Raw genomic sequence first — 17,098 nt, forward strand, 5'->3', positions numbered from 1 at the left:
GGCTTTCACTTTATTTCTCCGCATCTGTTCATAGAACCATCAAAAACTGAACAACTTGCACACAAAACTCGTAAACATTTCAATAAATTCAATTTTTTCATTCATAATGAAAGAAAACCGAGACAAGCACGGTCTCTGGTTGCAACACACAAAGCTCAACATGAAAGGAATGTTATGAAACGGCTGACAACACTACTGACTGGCGCGCTACTCTCTGCCAGCGTTTTTGCTACCACACCCTCTTGGCAACAAATCGAAGAAAAAGCACAAGGACAAACGGTCTTTTTCCATGCATGGGGCGGTAGCCAAGAGATCAATGACTATCTTCGTTGGGCTGGAGGCGAACTGAAAACTCGCTATGGTGTCACGCTTAAGCACGTCAAAGTCACCGATATTGCTGAAACCACCACTCGACTCATCGCAGAAAAAGCAGCGGGGAAAAACCAAGGCGGAAGTGTTGATATGGTTTGGATCAACGGTGAAAACTTCAAGTCCATGAAAAACAATGATCTGCTTTACGGACCTTTTGTTGAACAGCTTCCAAGCTGGCAATATGTCAATAAGACGCTGCCAGTAGACAGCGACTTTTCAGAACCCACACTTGGGCTCGAAGCGCCATGGGGTGTGGGCCAATTGGTGTTTATTCATGATGAAAAAACACTTAACAATCCGCCCAGTTCGTTTTCAGAAATGCTGAGCTATGCAAAGGCGTACCCGAATCGCGTCAGCTACCCACGCCCTCCTCAGTTTCACGGCACCAGTTTTTTGAAAGCGGTGCTCATTGAGCTAACTGATAACGACCCAGCATTAGCGAAACCGGTCAACGAGCAAGAGTTTCAACTCATCACTAAGCCACTTTGGCAATATTTGGATGAGTTTCACCGTGTTGCTTGGCGTCAGGGAAAACAATTCCCAACGGACAGCGCTGAGTCTTTTCAACTATTGGATGACGGCCAGTTGGATTTAGCCATCACCTTTAACCCAAATGCGGTTTACTCCGCCCAAGCGAATGGCACGCTAGCTGAATCAACCAAGACATTTGCTATGAGCAAAGGTGCGCTATCGAACATTCATTTCCTCGCCATTCCTTGGAATGCAAACGCAACGGAAGGGGCACTGGTTACCATCAACTTCCTGCTCAGTCCAGAAGCGCAGTCACGCAAAGGCGACCTGTCGATTTGGGGTGATCCCTCTGTATTAGAGAATCAGTATCTCACTGGCAGCGCTAAAAATACGCGCCTATTTAAATCGGTTGCTGAGCCACATCCAAGCTGGCAAACCGCGCTTGAAGCCGAATGGCAAAAGCGTTACGGCAATTAATTCGACCACAACCAAGAGCAAAGGCAAACGAGAGCACGATGTTTAGAGCCGCTTATTTGATACTGATTTTAGTATGCATTGCCCCCGTTATTCCGGGCTTATTCGGCGTGTTGCTCTCGTCTTTTGGTTATATTCCTCCCGTTGGCTTGCACCAATTGTCTTCGGTCGGATTTGATGCGGTATTCACTTGGACTGGCGTGGAAAAATCCATCGCTTTGACGGTGTTTAGTGCTCTTTTCAGTACCTACTTGGCTTGCTTGTTTACTTTCGCAATCTTGCAAGCCTTGTGGCAAAACCGCCATTGGAAAAAAGTGGAGTCGCTACTCTCTCCGCTGCTTGCGATGCCCCACGTGGCGTTTGCTATCGGTTTCGCCTTTCTCTTCTCTCCCACAGGGTTGGTTGCGCGAGTCGCTGCGCAAACGTTGGATGTTGGCCTATCAACGGACGATAATGCTTGGTTTGTCAACGATCCGTATGCGTTGGGGTTGACCATTGCCCTCGCTCTGAAAGAAATCCCATTTTTGTTGCTCATGAGCGTGCCAGTGTTGCAACAGTTAAACGTGGCTCAGCTCAGTCAAGTCTCTGCCTCCATGGGCTATTCACCAGCACAATTCTGGTGGAAAACAGTCCTGCCTCAGTGGCTACAAAAAATGCGTTTTCCACTGTTTGCTGTAATGGCTTATGGCGTTGCGGTGGTTGATCTCAGCTTGATCCTCGGCCCAACGAATCCTGCCACGTTTGCCGTATTGGTGTGGCAGTGGTTTAGTGATCCTGAGTTGGAGTTATTACCAAGAGCTGCCGCAGGTGCGATAGTTCTGTTTGTTATCGCCAGTCTGCTTATGGCAGCGATCGTACTGTTTGAAAAGAGTATCACGGGTTATTTTGGTCGCTGGCAGTATTCCGGTCGATTTGGTTTTTCGCTGCCAGGAAAAACACTCTTTGCTTTTTCAGCGTTACTGGCACTGACCATGTTTCCTTTGATGTTGCTCTGGAGCTTTGCCCACCGCTGGCGATTCCCCGATCTTCTACCCAGCCGTTATAGTGATCGCTTTTGGCAGGCCGAATGGCAAAACGTACTGCCAACCGTAGAACAGAGTTTGCTTTTTGCCCTCGCTACAGCATGCGTGACTGTGCTTTTAGCCTTGGTGGCACATGAATACCGCGATAAGCATCGCATTCATCTTCCAGGTTATGTGATTGCCTTGCCGATGTTGATCCCGCAGCTTTCAATCTTATTTGGATTGCAAATTGCGACGCTTTATCTCTCGTCCGATGCCTATTCGCTTTGGGTATTGTGGTCACACGTGTTTTTTGCGTTTCCACTTGTTTATTTGGCTTTGGATGGCCCTTGGCGCAGCTACAACCACAACTACACGCGCGCCGCGCTCAGTCTTGGTAAAGCACCGATTTGGGTCTTTATTCGCATCAAGATGCCCATTCTGATGCCGGCGATTTTGTATGCTTGGGCAGTCGGGGCAAGCGTGAGTCTTGCACAATATTTACCAACACTGATCCTCGGTGCGGGCCGCATCACCACCATTACCACCGAAGCGGTGGCGCTCTCGAGCGGCTCAGATCGTCGCGTGACTGCCATTTACGCATTGTGGCAAGCCATACTGCCATTCGTTTTCTTTTCTATTGCCCTCTTTATTGGACATTTGCAAACGCGCCGCCATCACGCTCGCGTTAAGGACACTAAAACTCATGACGTTTTGTCTCGAAAACCTCGCCATCCATAAACGCTCGGGCGAGACGCTGTTTTCCGACATCAATTTAACGATTGACGCCGGTGAGATTGTTAGCTTAATGGGCCCAAGTGGTTGCGGAAAATCCACACTACTGAGCCTTATCGCCGGTCATTTGAGTGACGAATTTGAATACTCAGGCACGCTTTCGCTTAACCAACGTGATCTCGCACCTTTGGCCCCACACCAGCGTCAGGTGGGCATTTTATTTCAAGATGATATGCTCTTTCCCCATTTGAATATTTGGCAAAATTTGGCGTTTGCACTGCCCAACGACATCAAAGGGGCGGAGCGAAAAGCACAGGCTATCAATGCTCTCGACAAAATCGCGTTGTCTGAGTTAGCCGACTCTTATCCAGAGCAAATTTCCGGGGGACAACGGGCGCGGGTCAGCTTGATACGAATGCTATTAGCCAAACCACAAATGGCACTGCTCGACGAGCCATTTAGTAAACTGGATAAAGAACTGAGAGTGCAATTTCGCGACTGGGTAATCAGCCAACTGCAACAGGCCAATATCCCAGCACTGATGGTGACCCACGATATTGATGACGTGCCGCCAGGAAGCCGAGTGCTGCATTGGCCTTGGGAGCAGTGCCATGTTAGATAGATTTAGCATTAAAGTGATACGTTGGCCGCTGACGCAAAGTGCCCAAGTGCTCAACCATTATGGTGTCACCGCCAATCAGATCACCGTGCTCGGTTTTGTCTTAGGCTGTTTTGCCCTTCCCGCCCTAATGGCAGAGCAATACCTGCTGGCATTGGCTTTTATTGTTTTAAATCGAGTCTGCGATGGGCTTGATGGGGCGTTAGCACGCCTCCAAGGGATCACCGACGCCGGTGGTTTTCTCGACATCAGCTTGGACTTTCTCTTCTACTCGCTCGTTCCTTTTGGCTTTGTCTTGGCTAACCCAGAACAAAACGCCATTGCTGGCGCGTTTTTGATTTTCTCTTTCATTGGAACAGGCAGCAGTTTTCTCGCTTTCGCGGTAATGGCAGGTAAACGGGGCATTGATAACCCGGTTTATCAAAACAAATCGCTTTATTACATGAGTGGGCTGACCGAAGGCACAGAAACCATTGCATGTTTTGTGTTGTTCTGCCTCTTCCCACACTCTTTCGCGACACTTGCTTACCTCTTTGGTGCCGCATGTTGGTTCACGACAGGGACACGTATCTACTCTGGCTTTCATACTCTCAATCAGGTTGATGAAGAGGAATAAGACAAATTGATCGACGTCAATAGAACATCAACTTTTGCCTGAATGCGATGTTCAAATGACAACACCTTGGTAGCATAACCGCTCAAAATCCCATAAGAGGCGGTTATGTCCCAAACGATTGACCAAGCGGTGTTGAAAATCGCACTGAATTTAAGTTCAACCCTATCAAGCGAACAACAGTACCAACACTTGATTGATGGCATCGCTTCAGTATTTCCTTGTGATGCCGCCGCGTTATTTGTATTTGACCAAGACGGTTTTCTTACGCCCGTTGCGGTGAAGGGCTTATCCCCAGCGGTATTAGGCCGACGTTATTTTCCCGCCACCCATCCCCGTTTAGAGCGTATTTTACAAAGTCGCCACACGGTGCGCTTTGATGCCGATTGCGCCCTACCCGATCCCTTTGATGGTTCGCTGCTCACCGAAGATCAATGTATCGATGTGCACGATTGTCTTGGCAGCAGCCTTTATGTCGACGGCCAATTGGTTGGTGTACTAACAATGGATGCTCTGACCGTCGGCGCCTTTGATTATCTCGACCCCGTGATGGTGGAAACCTTTACCGCCTTAACCGCGGCCACCTTGCGCAATATTGCCCAGTTCAAGGCCTTGAAAGCGCAAAACAAAAAGCAAAAAAGCGTCACGCAAACGCTGATCCAGCAAGCGCGATCCCAGCAAGGAGAAATGGTGGGATTTAGCCCGCAAATCAATCAGCTGCGCAAACAAATCACCACCGTTGCCCCTTCAGATTACGCAGTATTGATCATGGGAGAAACGGGCACAGGCAAAGAGCTGGTGGCGCATAACGTTCATGCGCAATCGCATCGCAGTGACAAGCCGATGATTTACGTGAACTGTGCGGCGCTCCCAGAAGGATTGGCCGAGAGTGAGCTGTTTGGGCATGTAAAGGGCGCCTTTACCGGCGCCAATCAACATCGTGCAGGGAAATTCGAGCTGGCTGATGGGGGCACTATTTTTCTTGATGAAGTGGGCGAGCTGCCTCTGGTACTGCAAGCCAAATTGCTGCGCGTGATTCAGCAAGGGGAATTGCAGCGAGTCGGCAGTGATAAACACCTGCTGGTGAATGTGCGCATCATTGCCGCCACCAACCGAGATTTGGAGAAAGAAGTCGAAACAGGCCATTTTCGCGCCGACCTTTTCCATCGTCTGAATGTTTTCCCAATCAAGGTTCCAGCCCTACGTGAGCGAGAAGGCGATATCCCAGTATTAGCCGGTTATCTGCTTGAAAAAGTTCGCCATCAATTCAATGAGCCTAACTTGCATGTTCACCCAAAACTTTTGAACCAATTAGAGCATCTACCTTGGTATGGTAACGTTCGTGAACTAGAACACACCCTCACTCGCGCCGCTTTGCATGCCATTCAACAAGGACAGACCACCATCAAAAGCGACCATATTGGGACACTGACAAATCAACTTGATGTCAAAAACACATCCACCCTCTTTCCTGAACAAACTCAAGGGATGAGAGAGTTGGTCGAATCCTATCAAAAACAATTAATTGAACACGCTTTATCCCAATCGGATGGAATTTGGGCGAAAGCCGCAGAGTTTCTACAGATGGACAGAGGCAATTTGTACCGGATGGGGAAAAAATTAGGGGTTAAAGCGTAGGCAACTGAGTATTTCTTGATGTAAAAAAGACACGGGTAGCGTGTCTTTTTTACATCACAGGCATGAGTAATTTAAAAATAAATTCTTTAATTTCATATAGATAACAGTTGGCACGCAATCTGCTCTTAGGTGAACGTTTTTAATCTAATAACAACAACCTAAACCCATTTCGTTTAGGGGTAACGACACCGGAGACGCCAACTATGTTCTGTATTCAATGTGAACAGACGATTCAAACCCCAGCCGTAAAAGGCTGCTCTTTTGCTCAAGGTATGTGCGGAAAAACCGCAGAAGTGTCCGATTTGCAAGACGTCCTTGTCTACTCATTACAAGGGGTTTCCTACTGGGCGACTCAAGCGCATCGATACGGCATCATTAACGATGAAATCAATCAATGGGCGCCAAAAGCGTTTTTCTCCACACTGACCAACGTTAACTTCGATCCTGAACGTATTCTGCAATTAACCTCTCAAGCCGCTCAATTTAAAGCACAGCTAAAAGACCAAGTACTCACTGCCTCTTCATTGGCAAACTCGCCACTGTCAGAGGTTCCTGCGGTTGCCGAGTTTGAACTGCCAGAAAACGCACAAGCCATTCTCGCCTTCGCCCCACAAGTTGCGGTTAATCGTGGCAAAGAAGGTGTTCATGAAGACGTCATTGGCCTGCGCTTACTCTGCCTGTATGGCTTAAAAGGAGCCGCCGCCTATATGGAACACGCACGCGTGTTGGAACAAACCAACAACGACATTTATGCGGAGTACCACGAAATCATGGCTTGGTTAGGCACCGATCCTGAAGATCTTGGCGAGCTGCTGGACTGTTCAATGCGTATTGGCCTAATGAACTACAAAGTGATGGAAATGCTCGATCATGGCGAAACCGCGACCTTCGGCCACCCGGTTCCTACCGCAGTCAACGTCAAACCAGTCAAAGGCAAATGCATCTTGGTTTCCGGCCATGACTTACACGATTTAGAAAAAATCTTGCAACAAACCGAAGGCAAAGGCATCAACGTCTACACTAACGGTGAAATGTTACCGGCGCACGGCTATCCAGAACTGAACAAATATCCACACCTGGTTGGTAACTATGGCAGTGCTTGGCAAAACCAACAAAAAGAATTTGCGAACTTCCCGGGGGCCATTGTGATGACGTCAAACTGCCTGCTGAACCCCAATGTGGGCCAATACGCAGACCGTTTGTTCACGCGTAGCATCGTAGGCTGGCCGGGTGTCGCTCATATTGAAGATGACGATTTCAGTGCCGTGATTGAATCTGCGTTGGCACAACCGGGCTTCCAACACGATGAGATCGAGCACATGATCACCGTCGGCTTTGGCCGTAACGCACTGATGAATGCCGCCCCTGCGGTGATCGATCAAGTGAAACAAGGCAACATCAAACATTTCTTCCTTGTGGGTGGATGTGACGGTGACAAGGCCGAGCGCAGCTACTACACCGACTTCACCGAAGCCGCACCAGAAGATACGCTGATCTTAACGCTTGCTTGCGGTAAGTTCCGTTTCAACAAAAACACCTTCGGTGACATCAACGGCATCCCTCGCCTACTCGATGTTGGCCAGTGTAACGACGCGTATTCCGCGATTCAATTGGCGTTGGCGCTGGCGCAAGAGTTTGACTGTGGCATCAACGAACTGCCACTAACGCTTGTCCTCTCATGGTTTGAGCAAAAAGCGATTGTTATCCTGCTCACCTTGTTCGCACTGGGTGTGAAAGGCATTTACACCGGTCCAACGGCTCCTGCGTTTTTGACCCCTAACCTGATTGCCATCATTCAAGAGAAGTTTGATATGCGCAGCATCGGTAATGTTCAGGACGATCTGAACACCATTCTTGCCGCTTAATCACTCGTGCCCTCCTTCGTGAGGGCACTTATCTTCCTTCTATCCCAACAAAGAGTGCTCTATGTTTTTTGAATGGCAAGGCAACGAACCCGCAACGTTGCAATGCGTAGACAAGTTTTTCGAAACCGATGACACGGTTTCCATCCGTCTCGCTGATCTCACTGAATCGCTGCTTTTTCAATTTAAGCCAGGCCAGTTCGTTAACCTTGGTGTAGAGATCGACGGCAAGATGGAATTTCGTGCCTACTCAATCAGTTCGCTGGCTGGTGAAGAATACCTTCAGTTCACCATCAAACGAGTTGAGGGGGGCAAAGTGTCGAACTTCATCATCGACTCTCTGCTTATCGGAGATACGGTTCAAGCCCTCGCCCCTGCGGGTGAGTTTAATTGTGTTGACCACCCACCACGTGAATTAGATGGACAAGGGAAAGCACTCTTGATCAGCGCTGGATGTGGTGTCACTCCCGTTTTTGCCATGGCCAAACATTGGCTGAATAACGAGATGAATGTCGATATTGAGTTTCTTCATATTGCCCGCTCAGCCCAAGAAACGATTTATTTTGATCACCTATCCACCTGCCAGTCGGCCTATGCTCATTTCCATTTAAAGCTGCTGCTCAAAGATGCCCAAGGTACAACGCACCCACAAGGGCGATTCAATGCGCAATGGCTGCAAGATTTGGTGCCAGACTTTGCCACTCGTACCATCTATCTCTGTGGGCCAAATCAGTTTATGCAAGACACGCAAGACTATTTGCAAGCCTTAGGGTTTGATATGAACCACTTTTATCACGAAAGTTTTACCCCAGAGAAAGTCGAAGCTATGGAAGCGAGCGATGAAGAGGTTTGTATTTCGGTGCCTGACTTCGCCCAAACCATCAACGCCAAGAAAGGTCAGTTGTTGGCGGATGTACTTGAAAATGCGGGTCTGCCGTTGATTGTCGCTTGTCGCAGTGGCATTTGTGGCTCATGTAAGTGCAAAGTGGCGAATGGCCAAGTGCGTTCCATCAGCCAAGAAACGCTCACCACCGAAGAAATTGCGCAAGGTTATGTTCTGGCTTGCTCATCGCACATCGAATCGGATCTGGAGGTGTGCTTGCACTAACAAGCTATGCATTTGATAAACAAACGCCCTCACGATTGAGGGCATTTTCACGTGCGGTGGATACGCTGTTAATTGAAGCGCAGCACTTTCAGCGCGGCTTCACTGTCGATATCCATAAACTCAGGGGGATTGTCCAAACGCTCACGGAAGGTCAACTGGGGCGCTTCTTCTTTCATGCTTTCAATCAAGAAATCACTGCTCACTGCAGGAGAGTTAACGCATGCCAACACCTCACCTTGGTCTGTCAATAACTCTGGCAGACGGCGAAGAATCTTCTTGTAATCCTTGGTTAGCGCAAAACTGCCCTTTTGAAACGACGGCGGATCAATAATCACCAAATCATAAGGGCCCGCTTTTTTGATTTTCCCCCAAGATTTAAAGATGTCGTATCCCAAGAAGCTAACCTGATTGATGTTGTGCTCATTTAACTTGTGGTTGTCACGCCCTTTCGACAATGACGATTTGGCCATATCGACATTCACCACTTTGTCCGCTCCACCTGCGATCGCCGCAACAGAGAAACCACAGGTGTAGGCAAACAAGTTGAGTACATTTTTGTGTTTGGCATTTTTGCGTACCCAATCGCGGCCATAGCGCATATCCAAAAAGAGGCCAAAGTTCTGATTTCGGCCAATATCTAATTGATATTTCAGGCCACTCTCGACAACCACAGGACGCGCTTCCAACTCGCCAACCAACACTTCGGCTGGATCACCATCGGCATAGCGGTGCTGAATCACCACGCAGCGACCAAGCTTCTCTTGCCACAATGGTGTGTTCGTTAGTGCTAACAAACCTTCTCTTAGACATTGTAAGAACGCCTCATCCACTTGTTTGAAGAGATTGACGATCAACTGGCCGTGCAGCCAATCACAGGTAATTTGTTCTAGCCCTTCAAAACGTCGGCCACGCCCATGAAAAAGACGGCGAATCTCATCGGGAGCTTGCTGTAACTGCGATTCGACATGCTGGAAAAATGTCGTTAGGTGTGATGCTTGCATCTCTGTCTCTACTCATTCGTTTATTTATTGATGGTTGGCCAGTTGAGTCGCCAAGGTGTTAACCATTGTTCAATCGCTTGGTTAAGCGCCTCGCTGTTCCATTTCTTCCCCAGGGCAGGTTGATTTCTCGGGTCGCACACAAAGTGGTATTGCTCACCTTGGTATTGGAAACCAAGACAAAACGCGTGCAAGTAACCACGATCGGAATCGCTGCCCGCATTGTAGATGGGATCGCCAACAATGCTTGAGCCTACCGATTTTAACGCCACGCGGATCTGGTGGGTTTTGCCTGTGTAGGGTTTACACAGAAAGGCACGTTCTCCCGGTTCTCCGGCAAGGGAAAAGAACTGAGTGATGGCGGGATTTTGCTTACTGTTGACCAGCTTCCAGCTGGCCCTTCGTGAGCGTTCCATATCGCCAATAACGGTACCTTGTTTTTTCTTTGGCTTCTTCGCGCCAATGGCGAGATAGAACTTCTCCACCTCTCGTTGCGCAAAGCGTTGTGAAAGCGCGCTGGCCGCCGTGCTGTTTCTTCCCAGCAGCAAAATACCAGAAGTCATTTTGTCCAAACGATGAATGAGGTAAAGCTGCTCATCGCCACTCACTTTCGCGACTTCTTGGAGCAACATGGTGTCGCCATCGTCCTTATGTACCGAAACATGCGGGTATTTGTTGATGATTAAAAAATCGGGATGGGTGAAGAGTATGTCAAACATGGCGTAAAAAGCGTTTAAGCCCAATGAAGCGTCAATGGCTGGTTTCAAGAATAAGGGCGAAGTATACCCTTTATCACCATGAATACCAGCCAAAGAGCCAGAGTGCGGCGGTGTTACGCGATACGGAACTTACCAATCAACTGTTCAAGCTGTGCCACTTTGCTTCCCAGCCCCGCCACGCTGGCTGAGCTGCGATTGGCAAGTGCAAGAGATTGCTCTGAGATGTCACTGATGGCCGTGATGTCAGAGGCGATTTCTTTGGTCACGGCGGTCTGTTCCTCTGCGGCGGTCGCGATTGAATTCACCATGCTTTGCACGTTCGCCGCTCCAGCCACGATCGCCTCCAGTGACGCGACTGCGCCTTGGCTTTGCTCAACACCAATTTCAACCAAACGGCAGTTGTCTTGAGTGTAAGTCACCGCATCATGCGTCCCTGATTGAATGGCTTGAATGATATCTGCCACTTCCTTGGTCGCTTTGGTGGTTCTTTCAGCTAACGCTCTAACCTCATCTGCTACCACCGCAAAACCACGGCCAAACTCACCAGCGCGGGCCGCTTCAATCGCCGCATTCAACGCCAAAAGGTTGGTTTGCGCTGCAATATCTTCAATCACCTTAATCACGCTACCAATTTGTTCGCTATGTGTTCCTAGTGCGTTCATTTGCACCGACATATCACTCATTTGCTGAGAGACTTGCTGAATGCTCGCCACCATATCGACGATCACTTTTCGCCCCTCTTCGGCTGAAGACTCTGAACGTTTGGCTTCCTCAAACGTTGAGGTGCCTTGTTGCGCGACTTCAGAGATCGTGAGGCTAAGCTCTTCGGCTGCGGTGGCAATCAAATTCGCTTTGTCAGCTTGCGCGGATGCGCCCTGAACAATGTCTCGGCTCACATTATTGAGATCGCCAGTCACCACTTGCACTTCACGGGTGACCGAAGAGATTGAGCCAATGAGACTCACAAGCGAATGCTGCATTTTATTGACGGACGCGGCGAGGTTAGCCAACTCATCGCCTGAACGATCTTCAATATCTTCTGCGGTGAGATCGCCACCAGCAACACGTTGAGCCACTTCATCTAGCTTACTCAAACGGACGGTAATCGAATTTGAAAGCAGGTAAGCGATTGCACAAGTCAGTACAATCCCAATCGCGGTGAGTATCATGATGGTACGCTCAATATTAGACAGAGAGTCCTCTAAGGCCCCCATGGCCGCATCTGCACCCGCAATTTCTTCCTCTGATGCCTCATCAAGCATGTTTTCAATTGGAATCAAGTGGGTTTGATACAACGTGCGTAAAGCCACAATCAGAGATTCATCAATGTCTCCCTGTCCATTTTTCGCCAAAATTTGAGCTTCAAATGCGTCAGTAAACTGCTTCATGGACGATTCAATTTTCTCAAGGCGGCGATCATCTTCTCCCCCTGGCGTTTCAAGTTTACGCACTTCTCTTAGTGCGTCCGCAAACTCCCCTTTGTTGTCACGGTAATCTTGCGCTGCGCCTTCTACGCCTGTCACAACCCCCATCGCATCACGGTAGACGTCTCCCGCTTCATCCACCAAAATTAAGTAGTAAACCACTTCTGGTACATCGTCTTGACGCACTTCATTGGCCACAGAATGCGACTCCGTCACTTCTATCCAAATCGTCGTCACCATCACCAGCATAATGGCTAAAATACTGCCAAAACCAGCGTAGAGCTTTTTCCTGACTGACATCTTCACAACACTTCCCTTCTTAATATAAATAGAGCAATCACCATTTATATCGACAAGCTAATCAATATGTTTAGTGTGATGCGTCGCAAAAAAAAACCTCCTTTTGAAGGAGGTTTTTATCACTCAAACGGATTTGAATTTAGAGTTTCTTCGACAGTAGCCCTGCGAAGACGAAGATGGAAATACCAAGAACCATGATCTCGCCTTTGCCGCTATCAAAGCCCGACTTGATGCCCATCACTGCTACGATGGCAATCGCTACAGGGATAATGTACTTCACTAGGTTGTACCAAACACCGAATAGTGGGAAAGAGACTTTGCCGTCGTTGGTGATCTCTTTTTCAAGATCTTCGCGACTCAAACGCCAGCCAGCAAAGATACACACCAACATACCACCCACCGCAAGGAAGATCTTATCGGTTAGCAAGTCGAAGATATCAAATGCACCAGTATCAAACAGTTTTGGACCCACACCACCGAGTGACAGTGAAGCGAAGATACACAAAGACGCCATCACAATACTTGATGAAATAACAGCCGTTGAACGCTTCATGCCTTTCTCATCGATGAGGTAAGAAACCACCACTTCAAGAAGAGAAACGGAAGAAGTCAGTGCTGCTACAGTCAAACCGATAAAGAACAGGAGCGCTAGAACTAGACCAATAACGCCACCCATTTCAGAGAACAACTGAGGCACAACAACAAATACAAGACCAGGGCCAGCGGCTGGCTCCATACCAAAAGCAAACATCGCTGGGAACATTGCGACACCCGCTAGGATAGCGACACCGGTATCCATCGCAGTAACCATACCCGTGGTTTGTACAAGGTTTTCTTGCTTCTTCAAGTAAGAGCCGTAGGTCATCATACAACCCATACCTAAGCTCAATGAGAAGAACGCCTGACCTAGAGCGGCCAGCACAACATTGCTGTCTACTTTTGAGAAGTCCGGCATAAACAGGAACTCAAGACCTGCCATCGCGCCTGGCAACATCAAACCTTTCACCGATACGATGATGAGGATGATAAATAGCAGTGGCATTAGGACCTTGCCCGCTTTCTCGATACCGCCTGAAACACCACGCATAACAATTACGATGTTCAGTAGTAGGTAGACACCCATCCAAAGCAGAGGTTGAACCGGATCGGAAATAAACGCACCAAAGCTCGAACCAATGGTGTCTGGTGTGCTTAATAGACCACCGCCCACTTTGAAGATGTAAGCCAGTGCCCAGCCACCAACCACTGGGTAGAAACCCATGATCAATAGACCACTGAATACACCTAATACGCCTGTGAACGTCCAACGACGATCCGTTGACTTAAATGCGCCAACTGCAGAAAGACCTGTCTTACGACCAATCGCAAACTCAGTGAGCATTACGCTAAAGCCGATAAAAATAACGAAAAATAGGTAGATCGCAACGAATGCACCGCCGCCACTCTCACCAGCTGTGTAAGGGAACTTCCATATATTGCCTAAACCGACCGCAGAGCCTGCGGCTGCCATCACGAAGCCTAGTTTAGACCCCCACGTGTCACGTGGTGCTGCACTTGTATTACTCATATCCACGCTCTATCTCCAAAAAATATGTTGTGTTTGCATCCAGATGAGCGTCTAAATAGGTTATGTACAAAATTTTTTACACACGAACATTGTTCGCTTGACGTCATCCTGCTAGCAAGTAAAACAGTTTAAGAATAAAATTGGAAGCCCGAACAGTCTATTTTCCCACCTTATCTTTCATTATCGCGATTAAGTGCTGATTTTTTAGCCACAAACACCTCATCAACCTTAATTCTACAAAATCTTTACAACTTTTCGCTATATGAACTCGGTTCTCTATTGAGGCTGCTATTTCTAATTTTTCTATTTCAGCTTACTATCTGAATCGTTTACTAGTTTCTACGAGATAGCGATGGACAAGTTCTACCATTTTCTCACCCTCGCAGGGATCGGACTTTATTGGGTCCTGATTGCTGGTGTGACGTTCCGTGTCGTGTTAAAGCGTCGTGCCGTGAGCGTTTCGCTCGCATGGCTAATGATCATTTACATTCTCCCTGTGCTGGGCGTCGCCTGCTATTTTCTGTTTGGTGAGCTAAATCTAGGCCGCAAACGAGCCGAGCGTGCCAAAGAGATGTTTGCACCCTTTGCCACTTGGTTCTCGCAACTGAATGACTGCCAAGCCCATGCGCCAGAGTCGATGGGACGCCACATCTATCGTATTGACGAATTGTGTAATACTCGGCTGGGCTTACCCGCACTCAGCGGCAACACGCTCTCTCTGCAACGTTCGCCTGAAGAGATTCTTCATTCCGTCATTCAAGATATCGAAAACGCGCAAAGTAGTATTCGCATGGTGTTTTATATCTGGCATCCCGGAGGCTTAGCGGATTCTGTCGCTTCAGCGCTTATCCAAGCCGCCAAACGAGGTGTGGATGTCAAACTGTTGCTGGATTCAGCGGGGAGTCCACGATTTTTCCGTAGCCATTGGCGTCAGATGATGGTGAACGCAGGCATTCACGTGGTACAAGCGCTAGAAGTGAGCCCATGGCGTATTTTTCTACGTCGTCTCGATTTAAGACAACACCGAAAAATCATCGTTATCGACGATGAGATTGCCTACACAGGTTCAATGAATTTGGTCGACCCTGCCTACTTCAAACAAAGCAGCGGCGTTGGGCAATGGGTGGATATCATGGTGCGTTTGACTGGTCCAACGGTGAACGTGCTTTCCGCCATTCATTGCTGGGATTGGGAAGTCGAAACTGGACATCGCCAATTACCCAGACTGCCTGAATGCCCGTTAGACTCGACGCAATACCAAAACCCCATTCAAGTGGTTCCATCGGGCCCCGGCATGCCAGAGAACTTGATTTCTCAAGTGTTGATTCTCGCCATCAACCAAGCGAACCACTCGGTCACGATTACCACACCTTACTTTGTGCCAAGCATCAATCTGCTCGACACATTAAAAATGACCGCTCAACGTGGCATTGATGTACAACTGATCATCCCACATAAAAATGACTCCCTCATGGTGCAATGGGCTTCCCGTTCCTTTTACAGCGAGCTTATGGAAGCGGGCGTGAAGATCTTCGAATTTTACGGTGGATTGCTGCACACTAAATCCGTTGTCATCGACCAAGAGTTTTGTCTCGTCGGGACGGTCAACATCGACATGCGCAGTTTGTGGCTCAATTTTGAAGTCACACTGGCGGTAGATGATGAGCATTTCACCCAACAAATGCACCAATTGCAACAAAACTACAAATCGCGCGCTCATCCTGTTCATCTGAGCGAATGGAACAAACGCTCGCTTTACTCGCGCTTTTTAGAGCGACTCTACTACCTCTTTAATCCTTTGCTGTGAAACTCACCCACAGTGACAACTTGAAAACATCCTCTTGTCGGGGATGTTTTTGCTTTGCAACCCTTGCCAAGCCTATACGCTCCATGTTTTAAATAGGGCATTCTCTCATAGACAAGGAATTAACATGTCGGAAGGCAAACAAACCAAGCTGGTCACCGCTGGACGCGATAAAAAATGGACAAATGGCGTGGTAAACCCGCCAATTCAACGTGCGTCGACGGTGGTTTTTGACACAGTGGCAGACAAACACCACGCGACCGTCAATCGAGCCAACAAAACACTTTTTTACGGCCGTCGTGGCACTCATACCCACTTCGCCTTTCAAGAAGCGATGACACAAATTGAGGGCGGTGCTGGCTGCGCACTTTACCCATGTGGCACCGCCGCCATTTCCAACGCGATTCTTTCCTTCGTCGAAACCGGTGATCACATTCTGATGGTCGATACCTGCTACGAACCAACTCGCGATTTCTGCGATAAGATCATGAAAAAAATGGGGGTAGAAACCACCTATTACGATCCGATGGTTGGAGAAGGCATTCGTGAGCTCATCAAACCCAATACCAAAGTGCTGTTTTTGGAATCTCCCGGCTCTATTACCATGGAAGTGCAAGATGTCCCTACCCTCGCACGTATTGCGCATGAGCACGGTATCATCGTGATGTTGGATAACACGTGGGGCGCCGGTGTCAACTTCTCACCTTTCGAGCATGGTGTAGATATCTCGATTCAAGCAGCAACGAAGTACATTGTTGGCCATTCGGATGTGATGTTGGGAACCGCTGTCGCAAGCGAGCCCTATTGGGATCAGTTGCGTGAGCAAAGTTATTTGATGGGACAGTGCGTCTCACCGGATGACGCCTACCTTGGTCTGCGTGGTCTGAGAACGATTGATGTACGTTTGCGTCAACACGAACAAGCCAGCCTAAAAGTAGCTCAATGGCTCGCAACCCGACCAGAAGTGGACCATGTTCGCCACCCAGCATTGGAGAGCTGCCCTGGTCACGAGTTTTTTAACCGTGATTTCACTGGCGGTAATGGCCTGTTTTCTTTTGTATTGAAGACCTCATACCCTCGTGCAACCACAGCGCTGCTCGATGGAATGAAACACTTCAGCATGGGCTATTCGTGGGGTGGATTTGAAAGCTTAATTTTGGCCAATGAACCAAAGAGTTTCTCAAGCTTACGTACTGTCGCCAATCCGAACTTTGAAGGTACCTTGATCCGCCTGCATATTGGTTTAGAAAATGTCGAAGACCTAATTGCCGATCTCGAAGCGGGGTTTGAACGTTATAACGCATTGATTCTTGAAAGAGAAACCTCTCTTAGCTAGCGGCGATTTACCTCATTAGGCGCTCCCCGCTATGCATATAAAACAGCCCCTCATCTC

General features: G+C 48.4%; 13 protein-coding genes. 9 read left to right on the forward strand and 4 right to left on the reverse strand.

Annotated elements, in window-relative coordinates:
- The first annotated feature begins 174 nt into the window (after positions 1–174).
- The 7 genes from VV1_RS13585 (at position 175) to VV1_RS13615 (ending at position 8,893) form a co-directional block, all read left to right on the forward strand.
- The gene (locus VV1_RS13585) at positions 175–1,320 is read left to right on the forward strand and encodes an ABC transporter substrate-binding protein (protein WP_011080682.1); all 1,146 of its coding nucleotides are present in this window, start codon (positions 175–177) and stop codon (positions 1,318–1,320) included.
- A 38-nt stretch (positions 1,321–1,358) separates the two neighbouring features.
- Entirely contained in the window at positions 1,359–3,059 is a 1,701-nt protein-coding gene (locus VV1_RS13590; protein ID WP_011080683.1) for an ABC transporter permease, read from the forward strand.
- On the forward strand, positions 3,025–3,675 hold the full coding sequence (locus VV1_RS13595; protein WP_011080684.1) for an ATP-binding cassette domain-containing protein: 651 nt from the start codon (positions 3,025–3,027) through the stop codon (positions 3,673–3,675). Before VV1_RS13590 ends, VV1_RS13595 begins: the two co-directional genes overlap by 35 nt.
- Positions 3,665–4,288 (forward strand): CDP-alcohol phosphatidyltransferase family protein, encoded by a 624-nt coding sequence (locus tag VV1_RS13600; RefSeq protein ID WP_011080685.1) that lies wholly within the window; start codon positions 3,665–3,667, stop codon positions 4,286–4,288. Before VV1_RS13595 ends, VV1_RS13600 begins: the two co-directional genes overlap by 11 nt.
- A gap of 105 nt (positions 4,289–4,393) precedes the next feature.
- The gene (gene norR / locus VV1_RS13605; RefSeq protein WP_011080686.1) at positions 4,394–5,923 is read left to right on the forward strand and encodes a nitric oxide reductase transcriptional regulator NorR; all 1,530 of its coding nucleotides are present in this window, start codon (positions 4,394–4,396) and stop codon (positions 5,921–5,923) included.
- A 203-nt stretch (positions 5,924–6,126) separates the two neighbouring features.
- The gene (hcp, locus tag VV1_RS13610) at positions 6,127–7,788 is read left to right on the forward strand and encodes a hydroxylamine reductase (RefSeq protein WP_011080687.1); all 1,662 of its coding nucleotides are present in this window, start codon (positions 6,127–6,129) and stop codon (positions 7,786–7,788) included.
- Positions 7,789–7,849: 61 nt separating this feature from the next.
- Positions 7,850–8,893, forward strand: a complete 1,044-nt coding sequence (locus VV1_RS13615) for an FAD-binding oxidoreductase (RefSeq protein ID WP_011080688.1) — start codon at positions 7,850–7,852, stop codon at positions 8,891–8,893.
- 68 nt (positions 8,894–8,961) lie between these two features.
- Here the strand turns inward: VV1_RS13615 and VV1_RS13620 are convergent, their stop codons facing one another.
- The 4 genes from VV1_RS13620 to VV1_RS13635 all read right to left on the reverse strand — a co-directional run bounded on the left by VV1_RS13620 (position 8,962) and on the right by VV1_RS13635 (position 13,901).
- A complete protein-coding gene (locus VV1_RS13620) occupies positions 8,962–9,894 on the reverse strand; it encodes a class I SAM-dependent methyltransferase (protein ID WP_011080689.1) in 933 nt (310 codons plus the stop codon).
- 20 nt (positions 9,895–9,914) lie between these two features.
- Positions 9,915–10,610: a TIGR01621 family pseudouridine synthase gene (locus VV1_RS13625; RefSeq protein ID WP_011080690.1), complete on the reverse strand. Its 696-nt coding sequence runs from the start codon at positions 10,608–10,610 to the stop codon at positions 9,915–9,917.
- Positions 10,611–10,723: 113 nt separating this feature from the next.
- Positions 10,724–12,340 (reverse strand): methyl-accepting chemotaxis protein, encoded by a 1,617-nt coding sequence (locus VV1_RS13630; protein WP_043921044.1) that lies wholly within the window; start codon positions 12,338–12,340, stop codon positions 10,724–10,726.
- 133 nt (positions 12,341–12,473) lie between these two features.
- Positions 12,474–13,901 (reverse strand): sodium-dependent transporter, encoded by a 1,428-nt coding sequence (locus tag VV1_RS13635; protein ID WP_043921045.1) that lies wholly within the window; start codon positions 13,899–13,901, stop codon positions 12,474–12,476.
- Positions 13,902–14,253: 352 nt separating this feature from the next.
- Here VV1_RS13635 and cls point away from each other — a divergent pair, with 352 nt between their 5' ends.
- Entirely contained in the window at positions 14,254–15,708 is a 1,455-nt protein-coding gene (gene cls / locus VV1_RS13640) for a cardiolipin synthase (RefSeq protein WP_011080693.1), read from the forward strand.
- Between the two features lie 124 nt (positions 15,709–15,832).
- Positions 15,833–17,041: a cystathionine beta-lyase gene (locus VV1_RS13645; RefSeq protein WP_011080694.1), complete on the forward strand. Its 1,209-nt coding sequence runs from the start codon at positions 15,833–15,835 to the stop codon at positions 17,039–17,041.
- Positions 17,042–17,098: the final 57 nt, after the last annotated feature.

The organism is Vibrio vulnificus CMCP6 (assembly GCF_000039765.1).
Classification (GTDB): domain Bacteria; phylum Pseudomonadota; class Gammaproteobacteria; order Enterobacterales; family Vibrionaceae; genus Vibrio; species Vibrio vulnificus_B.

Coding starts and splice junctions, on each gene's coding strand:
- VV1_RS13615 (WP_011080688.1), top strand. CDS start 7,850: ATGTTTTTTGAATGGCAAGGCAACGAACCCGCAACGTTGCAATGCGTA.
- VV1_RS13625 (WP_011080690.1), bottom strand. CDS start 10,610: ATGTTTGACATACTCTTCACCCATCCCGATTTTTTAATCATCAACAAA.
- norR (WP_011080686.1), top strand. CDS start 4,394: ATGTCCCAAACGATTGACCAAGCGGTGTTGAAAATCGCACTGAATTTA.
- VV1_RS13590 (WP_011080683.1), top strand. CDS start 1,359: ATGTTTAGAGCCGCTTATTTGATACTGATTTTAGTATGCATTGCCCCC.
- cls (WP_011080693.1), top strand. CDS start 14,254: ATGGACAAGTTCTACCATTTTCTCACCCTCGCAGGGATCGGACTTTAT.
- hcp (WP_011080687.1), top strand. CDS start 6,127: ATGTTCTGTATTCAATGTGAACAGACGATTCAAACCCCAGCCGTAAAA.
- VV1_RS13645 (WP_011080694.1), top strand. CDS start 15,833: ATGTCGGAAGGCAAACAAACCAAGCTGGTCACCGCTGGACGCGATAAA.
- VV1_RS13635 (WP_043921045.1), bottom strand. CDS start 13,901: ATGAGTAATACAAGTGCAGCACCACGTGACACGTGGGGGTCTAAACTA.
- VV1_RS13620 (WP_011080689.1), bottom strand. CDS start 9,894: ATGCAAGCATCACACCTAACGACATTTTTCCAGCATGTCGAATCGCAG.
- VV1_RS13600 (WP_011080685.1), top strand. CDS start 3,665: ATGTTAGATAGATTTAGCATTAAAGTGATACGTTGGCCGCTGACGCAA.
- VV1_RS13595 (WP_011080684.1), top strand. CDS start 3,025: ATGACGTTTTGTCTCGAAAACCTCGCCATCCATAAACGCTCGGGCGAG.
- VV1_RS13585 (WP_011080682.1), top strand. CDS start 175: ATGAAACGGCTGACAACACTACTGACTGGCGCGCTACTCTCTGCCAGC.